This window comes from Actinotignum timonense (genome assembly GCF_030216305.1).
GTDB classification, from domain to species: domain Bacteria; phylum Actinomycetota; class Actinomycetes; order Actinomycetales; family Actinomycetaceae; genus Actinotignum; species Actinotignum timonense_A.
The window spans coordinates 130,523-147,537 of sequence record NZ_JASOKT010000004.1 but is presented as its reverse complement, the minus strand read 5'-3'; the positions used below and the strand labels follow the sequence as shown (position 1 = coordinate 147,537).

The window sequence follows — 17,015 nt, the reverse complement described above, 5'->3', positions numbered from 1 at the left end:
CCGCTATTAATCCGCGATGGCGTAGGTGCTGCGCACGTAGCGCAGGTAGATCTTGCGGTAGAGCGCGGGGCAGGTACGCAGCAGGGCGGCTCCGGCCGCCAGCTGCGGGCGAGCCTGCGCGGTAGCGCGCAGCATGGGCAAGCTAATAGAGCTCCTTGCCGCGCGCACAATATCGGCGGTGTCTTTCTCCGAACGCATGGCCGATTGCGCCAAGATCATCATGGCGAGGGTGCGATACACCAAAAAAGCGGAAAGGTTTTCCGGTTCTGCCATCCATTCCGGTCCGAGCTGCTCGGCTAGGAAACGTGCGGCATCCTCGTATTCTTGCGGATCGGGAACGCGACCCCAAGTGAGAGACTGGGTGCCCACCACGTAATTGGCCAGGGCATCGGGAATTGAGGTGACGCGCCGGGCCCGGGAAAGTGCTATCGCGGCAACAACCTGATCTTCCCCGCGGTGAATATGCTCGGGGAAACGTAGTCCCTGGAAAGTGGCAGCGGCGAAAAGCTTATCCCAGAGGAACGGGGTGAGGTTATCGGTGAGGAAAGCACGTACCGCCTCCGCGCCCGCCAGGGTGCCGAGGAAACGAGAATGTTCGGTGCGCGTCTGGCCGTTGGAAAGATGAATAGTGCGCCCGCAGCACACCACATCGGTATCGGGCGCGCTTTCTACTTCACGCAGCATCCGTTCCAGATAGATGGATTCCCAGTAATCATCCCCGTCAAGGAAAGCAATATAGTCCCCGGACGCGCGCTCAAGGGCGGAGTTCCGGGCCCCGGAGACCCCGGTATTATTCTCGTGGTAGATCACGGTGAGGCGGTTATCGGCAAGTTCTTTTTCCAGGTCGCGCAGCACGCCGGCGGTGTTATCCGGGGAGTGATCATCCACAACGATGAGCTCCACATCGGGCATGGTTTGGCCCAGGACCGATACAACCGCGCGCCGAATAGTGTCCTCACCGCGGTAGGCGGGAGTGATAACGGATACCCGTGCCATGTTTCCTCCTAGGTCAGCTCAGTAGTCTCCATGGTACCCGCGCGCCGCTCCGGCGCTAGCGTGCTATCGAGTGCGGCGCACCAGGCCGAAGATATGGCAGATGCTCCCCAGCAGCGGGCCCACCACCAGGGAGATAACCGTGCGCGTTTCCAGGGATACGGGGAGGAGCATGATGGCGACGGAGACCACCAGGGCCACGCACCAGCCCAGAATATTGAGCCGGTGGTGATCGGCAGCCAGCGCCACCGCCCCGGTCAGGGTAAGAAGAGCCAGGCAGGCCGCAGCAAGCACCAAGAAGCCCAGGATCAGGGGAGTATTCGCATAAGCCGGCCCGAAAATAACCGCCATGAGCCACGGGCCGCACGCGGCCGCGGCCAGGGCGCCAACCCCGCCAATTCCGCCCACAATAACGGCCAGACGCAGCAAATAGCCGCGGGTGCGTTCGGGGTGCTGGACGAAGACCGTGATCACCATGGACTGGAAAGCCACCAGGGGAAGCATGAGGGGAGCCCTAGTCACGGACACCGCTTGAATGAGCGGGGCTGCTTTAGAGAACACCACCGGCTCGGTGGTCAGGCTCATAAGGAGCGGAAAACCGTTAATAAGAAGCGCGCTGGCCCCGGTGGCGGCCATGGCGAGCAAGAGGCGGCGCACCAAACCCCGCGGCGCAATATTAATGCGGGTGCGTGCCAAAGCCCGCACCCCCGGCGCGGCGCTGAGCAGCAGCCAGGTACCGCAGGCCAGCACGCAGGCGAGGGCGTAGAGGTGGAGCGCAAGGCTGAGATATCCGGCTACCGCAATGAAGAGGAAACGCAGGGCCGGTTCCAGCGAGGTGAGGGTACCGAAAATCTTCCACTTCCCGCGCCCCGCGAAAACTCCGAGGAGCCCTAAATGCACGCTGTTGAGAAGCACCCCCAGGGCAATAAAAGCAATGAGGAGCCCGCGCCCGGAAAACCCGTGAAAGACTCGCAGCCACAGCGGCGTGGCAGCCAGCACCAGGAGCGCGGCGCATACGCCCACCCCCGCACAGATGAGGACCGGCGAAGTGCGGTAACGCGGGCCCGCGGCCCCGGAATCCACACCCGCGCGGCTTTCCACCCGCTCAGGGTTTTCCACCCGTTCGCCGCTTTCCACGCGTTCGAGGCTCTCCACCCGGTCCTGGCGCACCGCTCGCGTCACTTCATTTTGGAGGCCCGCCACGATGGCAATAATGGCGAAAAGGGCGGCCCAGAAGGTCAAAAACAGGGTGTTATCGGTAGGGGAGAGCGAGCGTGCGCTCACCACCGTAATAAAGAAACCGGACAGCGCCCCGGAGGCACCCCCTAAGGCAACGGGCAGCGCAGCCCCGGCAGTTTCTGAGCTCTGGCCAGCGGCGGTGGACATCACGGATGGCCTTTCTCTTCGCAGGATTTCTTAAGTATAGGGCGCGGCCCGCCCGGGCAGCCGGGCTAACGGCACGCTTCGGGCAGGCTGGCTCACCGCGCCCGCTGCGCGCCCGCCCGGACCAGCGCCCTGAGCGCGCCCGTGCCATAATAGGCGCTAGTACGGATGGCGGCGAAACGCAAAGCCGCTTCGCCACAGAAAGGATCACGCCCGATGCGCCTCGATATCATGCTGCCCTTCTGGGGGAACCCGGACTACCTCTTCCAAACCGTGGAATCGGTCCTGGCCCAGGATAGCGATGAGTGGAAGCTCACCGTGGTGGACGATTGCTATCCCGATGAGAGCGTTCCCGACTACTTCGCCCAGCTGCATGATGAGCGCATCACCTATATCCGCAACGAAACGAACCGCGGCATTACCGAAAACTACGAAACCTGCCTGAAGCTGGCCACCGCCGAGTACATGATGTTCATGGGCTGCGATGACGTGATGGAACCGAATTTTGTTTCCACCATCCAGGCCGCTATTGCCGCCCACCCCACCATCGATATTATTCAGCCCGGGGTGCGCCCGATCGACGCGGAGGGCACCGTTATTTCTCCGCTGGGGGACCGCATCAAAACCTCGCTGCGCAAGCGCTCCACCCGGATGGGCAATGTTATTTCCGGGGAAGGTGCCGCCGCGGTACTCCTCACCGGGGACTGGCTCTACTGGCCCTCGCTCGTTTTCCGCACCGAGACCATTCGCGCCACCCCCTTCCGCCCCGGCTTCCCCCTCATCCAGGATCTCGCTATCGTCGTCGATATGCTGGCCGCCGGTGCTTCCCTGCTCGTGGAGCCCACCGTGTGCTTCCGTTACCGCCGCCACGATTCTTCCGCCTCCGCCTCCAAGCTTCTAGACGGCACCCGCTTCGCCGGGGAACGGCGCTATTTCGCGCTCGCTGCGGAGGAGATGAAGCGCCGCGGCTGGACCAAAGCCCAGCGGGCGGCCCGGTTGCACGCCACCTCACGCCTCTACGCCGCCACCTTGCTGCCGCGGGCCCTCAAGGAGCGCAGCTCCACCGGGATACGTACCCTGCTGCGTCACCTGCTCGGCAGCTAGGCCCGGCGTCGTCGTTCTTGGTACGACGACGCACGCCCCGCAGCGCGCTTCTTCGCACCCACTAGCGCGCCGGCGCGCGCAACTCCCCGAAGGGATTCTTTTTCCCGCGCGAAGCCCGCATGGCGGGTCGTTCCACCAGGAACCAGGAGAATGCCGCGCCCAGGGCGGTGAGCACGAAAAGAACCGCGCAGAAAACCAGGTAGGGCGCTGCGTCGGCCAAGCCGAGGCGGGTGAGCAGCTGGGTGAGCGGGAAGCCCCAAATGTAGATGCCGTAGCTGAAATCGTGGACCTGGAAGAGCCGCGGGGAGGGGAGCGTCTGCCCGATCCACAGCAGCACGTAGGTGAGGAGCGGCGCGGAAATCTGCGGCCCGGAATGCGGAGCCACCACCATAATCGCCACGGCCGCAACCGTTGCCCCCAGCGCACCGCAGGTGGTGAGGCTGAGGCGGTCTTTCGCCAGGAAAAGCAGTGAGCCACCGAAGAAGAAGGGCAGCAGGCGCGAGAGCTGGTCGAGGGTGCCGTTCATCGTGCCCAGGTAGACCGTGGCGGTGGGGAGGAAGACCCGCAGCGCGCAGGTGCCCAGGAAAATCACGGCCGTGGGCCAGATATGCCGCTTGAAGAAAGGGATGGTGAGCAGCGCGCCCACAATGAGGTAGCACACGAACTCGTAGTAGAGCGACCACAGCGAGCCGTTCCAGGCAATGGGGTAGGGGACATTGTGGAGAGTATCCGCGATGCCCCACTGGTTCATATAGAGGAAGAAATTGCCCAGGATATAGCTGATCGGCGTGGGGCCGGTGGTGAGGTAGCCATCCAGAGTGCCGTGGTCAAGGATATAGACGAAGGGCGCGAGGAGGAAGGCCGTCACCACATTGATGAACAGGAAGGCCGGGAAAATCCGAACCACGCGGTTCTTGAGGTAGCGCCCCACATCCGAACGCAGGCGCGCCGCGGTAATGAGATACCCGGAAATCATAAAGAAACCGAAAACAGCCCAGGCACCCACCGATTCGCCGGGTGTGATCTCAAATTCCCCGACGAGCTGGGTTACCGGCCCCACGTGGTGGAAAAGTACCATCAGCGCAAAAACAAGCCGAATCAGATTCAGCGAATTATTGCGGGGGTCAAGCCATGTGCGCATACGTTCCTTCGCGTGGTCCCATTGCGGCGGGGCGACGACGCCGCTGGTGCCGGGTCGTCGCCGCACGCCGCGCTGCGGTTATCGGGTTTAGAGATACTGGGTCTGGGTGTTAATCCAGGAAGCAAGGCGCGTGAAGCCTTCTTCCACGTCCACCTCGGCCTCGAATCCGAGGAGCTCGCGGGCAGGGGCCGGATCCGCCCAGGCGTGGCGTACGTCGCCGTGGCGCCACTGACCGGTGATCTTCGGTTCGGGCGCCCCGTAAATCTTCGCGATAATTTGGGCGGCTTCGAGGATAGTGGTGTAGTGGCCCGCCCCGATATCCACGGAGACTCCCGGGCACTTCTCAATTTCGATCATCTTAATGAGGGCGCGGGCTACGTCATCAATAATGATGAAATCGCGGCGGATGAGGCCGTCTTCGTAGACGGAAATCTGCTGCTTATTGTAGGCAACCCTGCAGAAGAGGGACATGATCCCGGTGTAGGGATTGGAGGGCGTTTGGCCCGGGCCGTACACGTTTTGCAGGCGCACAATCCCGATCTCACAGCCGAAAGCATCGCCCCACATGCGCAGTAGCTGTTCCTGGGCGATCTTGGTGACCGCGTAGACCGAGGACGGGTGCGGTTCCACCAGGGCGGCGTTCATGGCCACCGGCTCGGCCTCCGGGAAATCCCATTCTTCTTTTTCGAACATGGCCACGGTACGCGAACCGGGGTAGAACAGCTCACCGGCGTGCTCCCCGGAGGTATGCCGCCAGGCACCCTCGCCGTAGACCGCGCGCGAGGAGGCAAGAACAATGCGCTGCGGGATGACCTGGTGGCGCGCGAAGGCATCGAGCATCGTGGTGGTGCCCACCACGTTCACGGAGGCGTGCCGGGTGGATTCGGTCAGGGACTGCCCGGTTCCGGTTTCCGCCGCCAAATGGACCACAACATCCGGGGTGAAGCGCTCCAGCAAGGTATCCCAGGCGGCCGGGTCGGTCACATCTGCTTCGTAGAGCTCCACGCGCTTATCGAAGCCGGCCGTGGGCTGGTGATCCGGGTGGATCTGCGGGTGCAGATTATCGAAAGCGATAACCTGCTCGTGATGGTCGGCGAGGTATGTTGACATCGCCGCTCCGATGAAACCGGCACCACCGGTAACAAGAATGCGCATGGAAGTCCTTCCTGTATTGATGCACATGAAGTTTACGCCTCGGCTGGGGGCGCAGCGCGCTCCGCGCGCAGTAAAGCTATTTCTTCAGCCAAACGCCGCCGGTCTTCTTCCAAGCGGGAGACGGCGGTGGATAGCTGGATCGTCACCATGAGGAGCACCACGCACGCGATCACCAGAATCATATTGGAGGCGCGTTTGAAACCGAGGGCTTGGGAGACGAGGAAAACAACCTGGGGCCAGATCGAAATAACGAGCAGGCCAATGCCGATAAGGAACCAGATATATACGTAGGTTTGTTTCATCCGCCGCGAGCGCAGCAGGATAAACAGGTACACGAGGAAGAGGATGCTCGCGGCGATCGGCAAGAGGCGGTAGAGCACGTTATTGCCTTCCTTCGGTTCCGTCAAGATCTTTTTGGCCGGGGCGGGTAGAGGCTACCGCCATGGCGATAATACCGCGCAGCAGCAGGCGCGCGGCTTTGAGTGGGTTATGGGAGGGGGTGCCGCCCTGCCGTTCGCGCATCTCCACGCCTACCTGGGTAACGCGCAGCCCGGCTTTGCTGGCGATAATAAGAGCCTCGATGGTATCGCCTAAGTATTCGGCCGGGAGTTCATCGGCGAGCACCCCGATGGCCTTCCGGTTCGTGAGCTTGAAACCCGAGGTGGTGTCCGTGAGCCGGGTGTGATGGACGCGGGAGAGTACGCGGGAGAGGAAGCGCATGGCCCAGGCGCGCGGGCCGCGTACCCGATAGGAGCCCCGTTCCGCAAAACGCGCCCCGATCACAATATCGGCACCGGTGGCATCCATCTTTTCGAGGAGGCGGGCAATATCTTCGGGGCGGTGCTGGCCATCGGCATCCACCTGCACGGCGCGGTCAAAACCGTGGCGCCAGGCGTACAGGTAGCCGGTGCGCATCGCGCCGCCCACCCCGAGGTTAATGGGTAGATTGAGGACTGTTGCCCCGCCGGCCGCGGCCACCTGGGCGGTGGCATCCCGGGAGCAATCGTTAATGACCACGAGGGATGCGTGCGGTACTGCCTGGCGTAATTCGGTGAGAACCGCCGGCAGCGCCTCTTCTTCATTCCAGGCCGGAATGAGAACGACGAGACGTGGGTGCCTGTCTTGCTCAGAAGTCATTCTTTGATTTTAGGCCATTGAGGCCCGGGCTTGAACGAACGCCCGTGCTGTGTGCCCTATATGAGGGGTGGTACTTCGCGATAAGATAACGCGGCAAGTGAAACGTTGTCCATCTCAAGGAAATCCATGGTTGTAGCCACACACGCAGATGTTCGGGCACCCCAGGCCGCTTCATCTTCTCAACGCTCGACGCATCGGGCGGCTCTGGTATCGCGGTTGCGCAGAATCAGTGCCGGGCGCCCCTGGGTGGTGTGGTTAGCCGTTCTGGTGTTCTTCGGGATTCTGGGTGGGGCACTCAATCTGCACTTCATCATCACCAATCCGCACCTGTCTCCCTTCGATGAATACGTGTACCTCGATGCGGTGGATAAGGCCGGTCGCGGGATCGTGGTGCGTGACGGGATGACCACGGATTCGTACGCCCGTGAGGTGCTGGCCTGCCTCGGTTTCGGTTCCAATCCGGTCAGTTCGGCAACTATCGGGGTGTGCGGGGGCGATTTCCCTGATGAGAAGCTCCCCTTCGCGGGCTACACCACCGCCGGGGTGCATTCCCCGGTCTACTACTTCCTCACCGCCTGGCTGGCTAAGCCGTTTATGATGCTCGGGATGGGTTTGCTGGGTAGCGCTCGCCTCACCAGCGTGCTCTGGTTGGTGCTGGGGATGACGGTCCTTGCCTGGGGAATGCGCCGCGTTGGTGCCACCTGGGCGATGGCGCTCACGGTGCCGCTCCTCATCACCTCTATGCCGACTTTCCGCACTACGAATTGCTATATCACCCCGGATGCTCTCAATCTCCTGGTGGGCACCCTCATTATTTTCGGGAGTATTTTCTACGCGCGCCGGCAATGGTCTCTCGGTTGGCTGCTTCTTATTGCCGCGGTGGCCTGCGTGGTGAAAATGCAAAATATTTTCGCGGTGGTGGCGGCCCTTATTTTCCTGGTGTGGTACCGGATGCGGCCCGGAAACGGCTGGGGTAAGAAAGCTGCCGCGGAGCCTGCCACCTTGCCGCGCTGGTGGGAAATTGGCGCCCTCGGGCTGGTGTCCGCGGTAGCGGGCGGGGCCTGGTTGGTTATCCGCCCCTTCATTACGGTGGCACGCCCGGATATTGTGGTGGATCCAACCGGGGTGCTCGATCTGCGCCAGCTGCCCTATATGACCGATGATGCGCTGCAAATTGTTTTCGCCGGGATTGGTGGGACAGCCGAGCAATACCCGAAGTCACCTTTCGCGAGCGTGGCGCTCTGGCTGGGAATTACCGCCATTGTGTGCGTGGCCTGGATTCTGGAACGCCACTCTACTGTGGAGCAGCGTTTCTGCCAGGCTGCCGCGGTGTCCTTCCTCGGTATAGCCCCGGGGGTGGTGCTCGGTTTCAATATCCTCGCCGGCTCCCTCACCTTTATGCAGCACCGCTACGGCATGGTTCTTATCCCACTCTTCTGCGCGGCTGCTGCCTGGATTAAGCTGCGCCATTCCGTGACCTGGGGCCTGGCAATTGTGACCGCCTGCATGTATGGCTACGCCCTCATTATTCCCTCGGCAACGTAGGGTGGCGTGGCGGCGCATTGTGGCAGTACAGCGCCGCAGCGTAGCAGCTTGCCCACAAATGCCAGCGGCATGAACATGAAGATGCCCGCGGAACGCGAAGAGCGATCCGCGGGCATCTGTGCACCTGCCGCAGGCGCACGAGGCATCCGAGATGTCCTAGATGTATTTACGCAGCCGGGACTTCACCTTGGAGGCCAGCACCTTCGGGCCGCCGGTGCGCAGGTAATCCACCACGAGTTTGAGATCGCGTACCGGGTTGAAACCGGGGTCGATAAAGCCGAGCATGGTTCCCGGCACATCGTCGCCGGTGCGGAAAGCCAGATCCGAGGCCCGGCGCGGGTGCCGGCAGAACTCCAGCAGCGGGGCGAGCGCCCTATCCCAGTGGAACTGCTGGGCGAAACCGGCGATATTCGCACGTGCGCGGGCCGCTGCGGCGTCGTCGTATAACAGTGTTTCGAGCGCGGCGGCCAGGGCCTTCACGTCGCGCGGGGGCACCGAGATACCGATGCCTTCGCTATCGAGGGCGTTCCCGAAGGAATCCCCGCTGGTCGCCACGATGGGTAGCCCCGCCCACAGGTAGTCGAGGATGCGGGTGCGGAAGGAGAACTGGGTTTCCACGTGCTCGAAATGGGTAGAGACTCCCACGTTTGCGTCCAGCAGGTAGTTCTGGCGTTCGTGGTAGGGGACCCAGTCGTGGTTGAAGAATACAAAGCGGTTGGTGAGCTCCAGCTCGTCGGCCAGGGCCACCGCTTCGGAGGCGACCCGCATGGCCGGCACCCCCGGATTCGGGTGTTTCATTCCCAGGAAGTAGAGGCGCACATCCGGGTGGGTGTGGGAAAGCTGGGCGACCGCGCGGATGAGGGAAAGCGGGTCGAACCAGTTATAGACCCCGCCGCCCCACAGGATGACCTTGTCATCCATGCCGATGCCGGGAACCTTCCCGCGGATGGCGTGCTCGGTTTGCCGGGGTGCTTCTTCGCCCAGGCCGAAGGGCGCAATATCGATAAGGCTGCGCACATCCGCGCCGTCGGGGAGGACATTGCGGTTGATACGACCCATGCTCGCCAGCTGCCCGAGCCAGAAATTGCGCTGCTTATCCGAGGCGCACAGGAATTTATCGGCGCGGGCCAGCTGCCGGTTGAGCACCCCGGTCACCCCGGTAATGGAGCGTTCGCGGCCCTCCGGGCCCTGGTCGCGGGCCTGTTCGAGCTGCTCGAGGTGCATGGGATCGTAAATATCGGCCACGATGATCTTTTCCGAGCTCATGAGCCACGGGGCGCTTTCCAGCAGGAAGCCCTGGAAAATAATGACGTCCGCCCAATCGGTGCAGGCGCGCAGGGTATCGGTATCGCCATTGTGGATCTCGAAAGCCTGGGGGGCTACCTTGCCGACGCCGGCCGTGGAACACAACCGCACCGGGTGCTCAAGGGCCAGGCGGGTGCACATCTCCCAGGCGCGGATAGCCGGTCCGGCCATTTTTTCCCCGATGGGTTCACCGGTGACTACCAGCACCTTCGCCTGCCCGGAAAAACGCTTCGCGATGCCGAAGAAACGCGCCAGTGCCTCGTGGAGATCCAGGTAGCGCGGCAGCGGATAGGCCGGCTCCATGGCATTACGCATGAGGGTAATAATCTCCGCATCGGACTTCTTGCGCCCGGCCTGGATCTCCCGGCGCGATTCCACGAGGGAGGGCAAAATATCGCGGAAATACGAGACCGCGTAGGGTGCAGTGGCAGCAATTTTCGTGATGGTGCCTTCCGCGGCACGATAGGAATCCGGGCCGCGGCGCTCTTCCACCTCGCTACGTTCCGCGCTGCGCTCCAGGGCAAAAGCGAGGGCGGGAGCGAATACCGTGCGGAGCAGATCATCGCCGAGATTCTTGTACAGGCAGGCCAGCGCATTGCGTTCCAGGAAATACGTTTCCCGGAAATTCCCGAACTTCTTCATGGTGACGTGGTGGCGGTGGTAGGCCACCGATTCAGGAACGTAGCGCACATCGTATCCGGCCAGGTTGGCGCGCCAGCCGAAATCAGCGTCCTCATAGAACATGAAGTAGCGGTCATCGAAACCGCCCAGTTCCTCGAAAACGCGGCGCGGCACGAACATAGCGGCCCCGGTGGGGAAGAGCACATTCTTCGGGGTATCCCAGGCGCCGGTATCTTCCCGCTCCGCCTCGCGCTTGTAGCCCATCCCGAACCACGTCATCGAGGAGTCGACGAAATCGATTCTGTCGCCTTCCCAGGTGAGCACCTTGGAGGCGACGCATCCCACCTTCGGGTCCGCTTCAATCGCCTCTACCGCGGCGCGAATCCACTTCTTGCCGGGCCGGGCATCATTATTGAGGAAAGCCACGATATCCCCGCGTGAATGCTCCACCCCGAAGTTGCAGCCCCCGGTGAAGCCCAGGTTAGCGCCCGATTGCAGTACCTGGCAGTCGGGTAGTTCGGCGCGCAGGCGCTCGTAGGAACCATCCCCGGAATTATTATCGACGACGACGATCTCCAGATCCTGCGCGGGCCAATCACATTCACGCAGGTAATGCGCGGCGGCAATGGTATCCTCCGCCCCGCGGAAATTGACAAGAATAACGGAAACAGAGGTCACTTGCGTTCTCCCTTGAGAGTGCTGGCTAGGCCGCGCAGCGCGCGGCGCAGGTGGGGATGCTTGCGGGCACCGGGCTTGCCGGGCTCTTCGTACAGCTGGGTGGTTTCCACCCGTTCATAGGAGTGGACGGGGGAGCGTAGCGCGGCGAGGGCCGCCGCAATACCGCCGTTTTCCTGGGCGACGAGGCTGGTGAGGGAGTGATCGTCGTCGTACGTATTCTGATCCAAACGATAGTTCCCGGACAGGGCCCCGAGCACAAAATCACGCTGGGCGGTATCCGCGGTGATCACGCGATCCGCAACGGTGAGCGTTTCGTTGAGGACGCTGGCGTTCGCGCCCACGCTTTCCGTGCCGGTCACCCCCACCCAATCGGTGCGGACCATCGCGGTGAGATTCGCGGTGGTGACATCGGCAATCACCACCCCGTGGGTTCCGGTCCACGGAACCGCGCGGGCCGGGAGATTGAGAATATAGGTCACGGCAATTGTGTCGACGGCGCTGGCCATATCGCGGCGCGCCGCTTGGAACGGTGCGGCGGGATCGGCGCTGCGCTCGCTCAGCTCTTTGCTTTCCGGATCCCACAGGTAGAGCGGCTCGGAAAGCGCGCCGGCAATCTGCTCGAAACGGGCGCGGGCCGCGGTATCGGAAGCCGCCACCGCGAAAGCAATACTCGGCTCATCATCGCGGCGCACATCAGCGAAAGCGCTTTCCAGGAAATCCCGTTCGGCGGCGGGAATACCGGCGCTGGCCCAGACCCGGTCAAGGAAATCGGCCATATGGGGCAGGCGGCGATCCGGGATGCGGGCGGCGGCCGTGGCCGCGGCGTGCCGGTCTTCCAGGCCGGCCAGCGAGGCGCTCCAGTCGCGCACCACCTGGGCACCGCTGAAAGTGGTGGAGGGGACGGGGAGGGAGGGGACGTCGTCGTTCCCGGGGCGGCGGGCTAGATCCAGGGCCGCGGTATCCACCCCGGAGCTGCGGATCGGGTGATCGATCAGCGCGGTGAAGAGCGGGGCGAGGAATTCCAGCTGGTAGGCCGGGGAAAGATTCTTCGTGAGGATGCGCAGGTAATCGGTGGTATCCAGATCGGGGGTGCCGGTTTCGAGGAGGGCGGTGGTGCGCTGCTCACCCGGTACTCCGGCGGCGGTGAGGCGCCACTGGGCATCCACGGCCAGAGCCGGAAGCGAGAACGCGGTATCGAGACCGCCGCACAGGTGGAGCGCCCGCGAATCAAAAGTGTAGACCGGGGCGGGAACCGCGAGGACGCTGCGGGAATCGGGGGTTTCCGGCGCGCTCGCGGTGGTATCCGCGCTGGCGCTCGCGGTGGTATCCGCACTTGGTTGCGGTGAAGAATCCGCGGCCGCGCCCCACGCGGTATTAGGCCCCGGGGTGCTCAGGAGCTGCGCGAGGGCTGTTTTCGTGATGGCACCGGGAGTGGTCACCACCGCGGTGATCGTTTCTCCCGCCGCGAGATCCGCGCGCGGGGCGGGCTGGCCCGGAATGAGCTCCGCAACACGGTAGGGGAGGGCCCGCGCTAAAGCAGGCCCGGCTCCGGCGGGAACAAGAACACAAACACTCATGACTGCCTATCATCCTCCGCGGGGCGGCAAGCGCGGCTCGCATAGCCGCGGCGGCTCCCGGGTGAAACTTACTTTCTCTATCGTACAAGGCGATGCGAGGTGGCGCTGACGGTGCGCGGCTGTGCGCGCGGCTTGGCCCGCAGCTAGGTAGTATGAGACAGATAGGTGCATACGCGCGGCTAACCCGGGTGGGGAGCCATCAGCGCGGATGCCGGCAGGAAAGGTCGGGTATGGCAGCAGAGCGCGAACGCGAGGTGAGCCCCGAAGCGCAAACACGCTTCGAGAAACTCGCCAGCCAGGATCTCACGCGCGTGGCTATTGACACCGGGTTCTTTAGCGGATGGCGAGCTTCCGTCCGCGATATTTTCGACCATCGCCACCTCTTGGGCCTGCTCACCCGGCGCGAACTCAAAGCACGCTACAAGGATTCGGTGCTCGGGTACGTGTGGACCCTGGTGCGGCCCCTCATTAACCTGCTCATCTACTATTTCGCCATCGGCAAGGTGCTGGGCGCCGAACGCGCCATCCCCGATTTCGCCATCTATGTTTTCGCGGGGCTGACCGCCTGGGGGCTTTTCTCCCAGATCGTGGCGGCCTCCACCGGGGCGATCGTGAGTAATTCCGGGATCGTCAAGAAGGTTTATCTTCCGCGCGAAATCTTCCCGCTCTCCGCGGCCGGTGCGGCCTTTGTGGACTTCCTCTCCCAACTGGCCATTCTGGTATGCGGGGCCCTTATTATTCGCGGGGTGCCGTGGGGGAGCGCCCTCATCTACTTCCCCATCTCCCTGGCGGTGGTGGTGGTGTGGGCGGTGGCCTTCGGGCTGTTCCTCTCCGCCGCGAATGTTTATCTGCGGGATGTGCAATACCTCGTGGAGGTTATTCTTCTCATCGGATTCTGGCTCACCCCCTCCGTCTATTCTTTCGCGATGATCGCCGGGGCGGCGCCCAGCTGGATGATTAACCTCTATCTCCTCAACCCCACCTCGGTGGCGGTTATGGGCTTCCAGCATTCCTTCTGGGCGGCCGGGCAGGATGCCCTGCTGCCCTCCCATCTCCTCACCCGCCTGGGAATCTTCCTTATCATCGGGCTGGTGCTTCTCTGGCTCGCGCAGCGCTACTTCGCCCGTATGCAACGTAACTTCGCGCAGGAACTCTAAAGGAAAGGCGAGTCAAGGATTCTCATGTCACGTCCCGACGTCATTCAAGTTGACGGAGTTTCGAAGAAATTCATCGTCCACAAAGATAAATCCCTCAAGGAACGCCTGGTCAATGCCGCCCGTTCGCGCACCCACGCGGAAGAATACTGGGCGCTTAAGAACGTGTCCTTCAACGTGGCCGCCGGAGAATCGGTGGGCTTGGTGGGGGCGAACGGTTCGGGTAAATCCACCCTCCTCAAAGTGATCGGTGGGATCCTCACCCCCGATGCCGGCCAGGTCCGCACCCGCGGGCGCATGGCCGCGCTTCTCGAATTGGGTGCCGGTTTCCACCCGGATCTCACCGGCATGGAAAATATTTATCTCAATGCTTCTATCCTGGGCTTGTCCGAAGCGGAGATCGACGCCCAGCTTGATTCCATTATTGAGTTTTCCGGGATTCGAGATTTCATCCACACCCAGGTGAAGTTCTATTCCTCCGGGATGTACGTGCGCCTCGCTTTCGCGGTGGCGGTGCATTCCGACCCGGATATCCTGCTCGTGGATGAAGTCCTCGCGGTGGGTGATGAGCCTTTCCAGAAGAAATGCATGGAGAAAATTCGCCAATTCCAGCGCGAAGGGCGCTCCATTATTCTGGTGTCACATTCCGCGGCGCAAGTGATTGAGGTGTGCGATCGCGCCGTCGTTCTGGATAAAGGCGCCATGGTTATGGTGGGGGATGTGCGTGACGCGATGTCCCGCCTCCACCAGGGCTACCAGGAACAAATGCTCGCCGAACTCGCGGAAAAGAACGGCGGGGTGCTCACCGCGGTGGATACCCACCCGTGCAGTATTGACAATGCCGCGATTGTGGACGGCGTGCGTACCTCCGACGACGGGCTTTTCGTACATATTTCCGGTGATACCATGCGCATTGCCTTCGATCTGGTGGCCCACGAACCCATGCGCGATTACGGCGTGGTGGTGGAAATCGCCACCATGAACGAGGGCACCCCGGTTTTCGGAATGTCCAGCCGCCGCCTCCAGCTTCCCCTCCCCGCGGTAGAAAAAGACTACGCCACCATCATGGTGGTGCTCCCCGATCTGCATATCGGGGAGGGCGATTACATCGTCAATATCGCGATTCTCGACAGTGCTGATATTGAAATCGAGCGGCGCAATAGCGTTGCTCTCTTCACCACCAAATCCGATGGCATGACCACGGGATTCGTCAAAACCTTCCCCGAAGTCTATGTTCACAATGTTAAGATCGAGGCGGGGAGCGGAACCGAGCAATAATACCGTTCGCGGTCACCATCGCTCCCGCGGATAGAGCGGATAGAGGGGAACCACGTGCCAGTTATCGAAGCCCACCCACGCAGCGCGCCGCTGCGGTGGCGCACCCGCGGCTTCGCGGGCCTGGGCGCCCTCCTCTACTCCATCGCCCTGTCCTTTATCTACGGCGTGAACGCGTGGGCCATCGGCCCGGTACACGCCTGGGTGGCCGACCTCGGGCGCCTCCAATGCGGAACCGAGTTCCCGCGCCTGTACCTGCAAGAAGGCCGCTGCCCGATCATCGGTTTCCCGGAAGGTACCGCCACGGTCAACGGTGGTATTTTTAGCCGCGCGGCCACCTTCTTTGCACTCATTTTTCCTGGCGACGACGCCGCCGCGCTCTCTGCGTGGTACCTCATCTGGATCGTCCTGGCACTGGTGGGCGCGTACGGGCTGTTCTTCTGGCTCACCTCGCACCGCCTGATCGCCGGGATAGCGGCAGCGGTATGGATGATCAACCCTTCCGTTATCGGCATGGGGAATTTCGGTACCACCTTCTGGGGTGCGCTACTCCTACCCGCCACCGTCTACGTGGGCGTGGTGCTGCTGCAATTCTGGCTGCGGCCCCCCTGGTGGCGCCGGCTTCTTGCTCTAGCTGGCTGGTGCGGGGTTCTCACCTGGGCTGTTTTCCTTGACGGATATTCTTTCGTCATGCTCGGTTTCACCGCCGGGGTGGTGGTTATTGTGCTTCCGCTGCTGCGCGGGCGCCGCGGCTTGCGGGATGCCGGTCTGGGCTTTGTTTATATGGCGGTGGCCAGCGCCGTGGCGCTCGTGGTCTATTACCGCAGCGCCGGTGGGGCCCTGGCCGGTATGGGTACCAGCGAAGATTTCTTCCGTTCCATGGGCGTGGATGTTGCCACCACGGTTATCCCCACCTCGAGTGTGTGGTGGGCGGAGCTCCTTGGAATCGGGCTGGATGCAGATCTGCTGTGGGGGGACGGCACCAACGTCCGCTGGAATTACATCGGTATCACCGCGCTGGTATTGCTGATCTGCGTGCTGGTGTGGGCGCGCGGGTCGCGCCGCTACGTGCTGCTGTGGGTGGGCGTAGCCCTGGTGGCCTTTGTTATTGCCCTAGGGCCCTCCCTGAAATGGTGGGAAATCCGAGGGCCTTTGACCCCGCCGATTCAGGTGACTGATTATCTTATGCCCCGCTCGGAAGCCTTATGGACCTTCCCGTGGGCACCGCTCTACGAGGAACTTCCCGGCCTTGATCTTATGCGGGCTATCTACCGCTGGATGCTGGTGGTTCGCCTGGCCCTGCTCGCGGCGCTCGCGAGCGGCATCAGCGCGCTGGTGCGCCGGGAAGCGCGAGGCAGCGGGCGGCGGGTGGCCTGCGGAATCTTGGCCGCGCTGGCAGTGCTGGCTTCCGCCCCGAACCTCGCGGGCTTGGCGGTAGGTGCTAGCGACCGGGCCACACATCTTGGGGTGCTTATCGGTGAGATTCCAGAAAAACTTGATGCTGCCTTGCCGGACGATGCCGTGGTGGCTTTCAGTTCCCCGGTCTCGGACGGTAATGATTTCCTGGCCGGGGTGATTGCGAGCGAATCTGACTTGGTTCTCTACAACACCTTCGGCGATAAAGACGTGGCCCAGGCTCGGGAAAACTGGACGCCGGAAATGCAGGACGTGATCGGCCCACACGCGAACTTCGGGCATTCGGTGTGGCAGGTGCTCTACACCGGGCAGGTGCAAGCGGTGGTCATCCCGAATTTTGATTTCCGCTGGGGAATCGAACAGGGATCCGCGGATGCTTTCGCCGCGGAAGCGCAGGCCCTGCGTGAGCAGATTGCTTCCGACCCGCGCCTGCGGATAGAACCGCACGCGGACTTCACCATCGTCACGCTGGCGGAATAGCTCACTGGCGCACCAGCAGCAGGCCGGTGCGCCAGTGCGTTAGTGAGCAAG

Annotated in this window: 13 protein-coding genes; 5 read left to right on the top strand and 8 right to left on the bottom strand. The window is 62.6% G+C overall.

What is annotated here, in order from left to right; all coding sequences use genetic code 11:
* Window positions 1–6 precede the first annotated feature (6 nt).
* Entirely contained in the window at window positions 7–996 is a 990-nt protein-coding gene (locus tag QP305_RS04165; protein WP_284904130.1) for a glycosyltransferase family 2 protein, read from the bottom strand.
* A gap of 63 nt (window positions 997–1,059) precedes the next feature.
* Window positions 1,060–2,379, bottom strand: coding sequence for a hypothetical protein (locus QP305_RS04160; protein WP_284904128.1), 1,320 nt, complete (start codon window positions 2,377–2,379; stop codon window positions 1,060–1,062).
* A 213-nt stretch (window positions 2,380–2,592) separates the two neighbouring features.
* Here QP305_RS04160 and QP305_RS04155 point away from each other — a divergent pair, with 213 nt between their 5' ends.
* A complete protein-coding gene (locus QP305_RS04155) occupies window positions 2,593–3,480 on the top strand; it encodes a glycosyltransferase family 2 protein (RefSeq protein ID WP_284904127.1) in 888 nt (295 codons plus the stop codon).
* A gap of 61 nt (window positions 3,481–3,541) precedes the next feature.
* Here QP305_RS04155 and QP305_RS04150 read toward each other — a convergent pair whose 3' ends face one another.
* The 4 genes from QP305_RS04150 to QP305_RS04135 all read right to left on the bottom strand — a co-directional run bounded on the left by QP305_RS04150 (window position 3,542) and on the right by QP305_RS04135 (window position 6,913).
* Window positions 3,542–4,621 (bottom strand): acyltransferase family protein, encoded by a 1,080-nt coding sequence (locus QP305_RS04150; RefSeq protein ID WP_284904126.1) that lies wholly within the window; start codon window positions 4,619–4,621, stop codon window positions 3,542–3,544.
* An 87-nt stretch (window positions 4,622–4,708) separates the two neighbouring features.
* Window positions 4,709–5,776: an NAD-dependent epimerase/dehydratase family protein gene (locus QP305_RS04145; protein ID WP_087070499.1), complete on the bottom strand. Its 1,068-nt coding sequence runs from the start codon at window positions 5,774–5,776 to the stop codon at window positions 4,709–4,711.
* A gap of 32 nt (window positions 5,777–5,808) precedes the next feature.
* Complete coding sequence (locus tag QP305_RS04140; RefSeq protein ID WP_234984475.1) at window positions 5,809–6,183, bottom strand: DUF2304 domain-containing protein; 375 nt, start codon at window positions 6,181–6,183, stop codon at window positions 5,809–5,811.
* Window positions 6,158–6,913 (bottom strand): glycosyltransferase family 2 protein, encoded by a 756-nt coding sequence (locus QP305_RS04135; RefSeq protein ID WP_284889314.1) that lies wholly within the window; start codon window positions 6,911–6,913, stop codon window positions 6,158–6,160. Before QP305_RS04135 ends, QP305_RS04140 begins: the two co-directional genes overlap by 26 nt.
* Before the next feature lie 126 nt (window positions 6,914–7,039).
* On the opposite strand from QP305_RS04135, the gene QP305_RS04130 reads away from it, so the two are divergent.
* Complete coding sequence (locus QP305_RS04130) at window positions 7,040–8,458, top strand: glycosyltransferase family 39 protein (protein ID WP_284904125.1); 1,419 nt, start codon at window positions 7,040–7,042, stop codon at window positions 8,456–8,458.
* 156 nt (window positions 8,459–8,614) lie between these two features.
* On the opposite strand, the gene QP305_RS04125 is transcribed toward QP305_RS04130, so the two are convergent.
* Window positions 8,615–11,062 carry a glycosyltransferase gene (locus QP305_RS04125; protein WP_284904124.1) on the bottom strand — a complete coding sequence of 816 codons (2,448 nt, stop codon included), beginning with the start codon at window positions 11,060–11,062 and terminating at the stop codon, window positions 8,615–8,617.
* The gene (locus QP305_RS04120) at window positions 11,059–12,639 is read right to left on the bottom strand and encodes a hypothetical protein (RefSeq protein ID WP_284904123.1); all 1,581 of its coding nucleotides are present in this window, start codon (window positions 12,637–12,639) and stop codon (window positions 11,059–11,061) included. Before QP305_RS04120 ends, QP305_RS04125 begins: the two co-directional genes overlap by 4 nt.
* Window positions 12,640–12,869: 230 nt before the next feature.
* Between QP305_RS04120 and QP305_RS04115 the strand changes: the two genes are divergently transcribed.
* The 3 genes from QP305_RS04115 to QP305_RS04105 are packed head-to-tail and all read left to right on the top strand — an operon-like array spanning window position 12,870 to window position 16,964.
* Entirely contained in the window at window positions 12,870–13,796 is a 927-nt protein-coding gene (locus QP305_RS04115) for an ABC transporter permease (protein WP_284904121.1), read from the top strand.
* Between the two features lie 24 nt (window positions 13,797–13,820).
* Window positions 13,821–15,071 (top strand): ABC transporter ATP-binding protein, encoded by a 1,251-nt coding sequence (locus QP305_RS04110; protein ID WP_284904120.1) that lies wholly within the window; start codon window positions 13,821–13,823, stop codon window positions 15,069–15,071.
* Window positions 15,072–15,125: 54 nt separating this feature from the next.
* Entirely contained in the window at window positions 15,126–16,964 is a 1,839-nt protein-coding gene (locus QP305_RS04105; protein WP_284904118.1) for a hypothetical protein, read from the top strand.
* Window positions 16,965–17,015: the final 51 nt, after the last annotated feature.

Excerpts from the sequence above, each read along its gene's own strand:
- QP305_RS04165 (WP_284904130.1), bottom strand. The coding sequence starts at position 996 with ATGGCACGGGTATCCGTTATCACTCCCGCCTACCGCGGTGAGGACACT.
- QP305_RS04160 (WP_284904128.1), bottom strand. The coding sequence starts at position 2,379 with ATGTCCACCGCCGCTGGCCAGAGCTCAGAAACTGCCGGGGCTGCGCTG.
- QP305_RS04155 (WP_284904127.1), top strand. The coding sequence starts at position 2,593 with ATGCGCCTCGATATCATGCTGCCCTTCTGGGGGAACCCGGACTACCTC.
- QP305_RS04150 (WP_284904126.1), bottom strand. The coding sequence starts at position 4,621 with ATGCGCACATGGCTTGACCCCCGCAATAATTCGCTGAATCTGATTCGG.
- QP305_RS04145 (WP_087070499.1), bottom strand. The coding sequence starts at position 5,776 with ATGCGCATTCTTGTTACCGGTGGTGCCGGTTTCATCGGAGCGGCGATG.
- QP305_RS04135 (WP_284889314.1), bottom strand. The coding sequence starts at position 6,913 with ATGACTTCTGAGCAAGACAGGCACCCACGTCTCGTCGTTCTCATTCCG.
- QP305_RS04130 (WP_284904125.1), top strand. The coding sequence starts at position 7,040 with ATGGTTGTAGCCACACACGCAGATGTTCGGGCACCCCAGGCCGCTTCA.
- QP305_RS04120 (WP_284904123.1), bottom strand. The coding sequence starts at position 12,639 with ATGAGTGTTTGTGTTCTTGTTCCCGCCGGAGCCGGGCCTGCTTTAGCG.
- QP305_RS04115 (WP_284904121.1), top strand. The coding sequence starts at position 12,870 with ATGGCAGCAGAGCGCGAACGCGAGGTGAGCCCCGAAGCGCAAACACGC.
- QP305_RS04110 (WP_284904120.1), top strand. The coding sequence starts at position 13,821 with ATGTCACGTCCCGACGTCATTCAAGTTGACGGAGTTTCGAAGAAATTC.